General features: G+C 53.5%; 1 rRNA gene. It reads right to left on the bottom strand.

What is annotated here, in order from left to right:
- Positions 1-1229: ribosomal RNA gene (locus tag M3650_RS31130) — 23S ribosomal RNA — on the bottom strand; the annotation flags it as partial.

The raw sequence follows: 1229 nt of genomic DNA, 5'->3' as shown, positions 1-1229 counted from the left end.
ATGGTCAGCGGATTTGCCTACTGACCGGCCTCACTGCTTGGACGAGCATCCATCAGCTCGCGTCCCTATCCTTCTGCGTCCCCCCATTGCTCATAACGGCTTACGGTGGTACAGGAATTTCAACCTGTTGTCCTTCGACTACGCCTTTCGGCCTCGCCTTAGGTCCCGACTTACCCTGGGCGGACGAGCCTTCCCCAGGAACCCTTAGGCTTTCGGCGGACATGATTCTCACATGTCTTTTCGTTACTCATACCGGCATTCTCACTTGTGTATAGTCCAGCAGTCCTTCCGGTCTACCTTCAACCCGATACACAACGCTCCCCTACCCATGCATCTTACGATGCAAGCCATAGCTTCGGCGATACGTTTAGCCCCGTTACATTTTCGGCGCAGAGTCACTCGACCAGTGAGCTATTACGCACTCTTTAAATGATGGCTGCTTCTAAGCCAACATCCTGGTTGTCTGTGCAACTCCACATCCTTTCCCACTTAACGTATACTTAGGGGCCTTAGCTGATGGTCTGGGCTGTTTCCCTCTTGACAATGGACCTTAGCACCCACTGTCTGACTCCCGGATATAAGTCGATGGCATTCGGAGTTTGACTGAACTTGGTAACCCTTGGCGGGCCCCGCATCCAATCAGTGCTCTACCTCCACGACTCTTGACTCCGAGGCTAGCCCTAAAGCTATTTCGGGGAGAACCAGCTATCTCCGAGTTCGATTGGAATTTCTCCGCTACCCCCACCTCATCCCCGCACTTTTCAACGTACGTGGGTTCGGGCCTCCAGTGCGTGTTACCGCACCTTCACCCTGGACAGGGGTAGATCACACGGTTTCGGGTCTACGACTACGTACTCACTCGCCCTATTCAGACTCGCTTTCGCTGCGGCTGCGGCTCTTCACCTTAACCTTGCACGTAAACGTAACTCGCCGGTTCATTCTACAAAAGGCACGCCATCACCCAGTTAACGGGCTCTGACTTCTTGTAAGCACACGGTTTCAGGTTCTATTTCACTCCCCTTCCGGGGTGCTTTTCACCTTTCCCTCACGGTACTGCTTCACTATCGGTCACCAGGGAGTATTTAGCCTTAGCAGATGGTCCTGCCAGATTCCCACGGGGTTTCACGTGTCCCGCGGTACTCGGGATCCGTCTCGGAGGGCATTTACTTTCGAATACAGGGCTGTTACCTTCTATGGCGGGCCTTTCCAGACCTCTTCATCTAATAAAC

Origin of the sequence: Paenibacillus sp. MER TA 81-3, from assembly GCF_023713585.1 — a bacterium.
GTDB lineage: Bacteria > Bacillota > Bacilli > Paenibacillales > Paenibacillaceae > Paenibacillus_B > Paenibacillus_B profundus.
The sequence above is the reverse complement of the archived record's forward strand: the minus strand, read 5'-3'. Positions and strand labels throughout refer to the sequence as shown.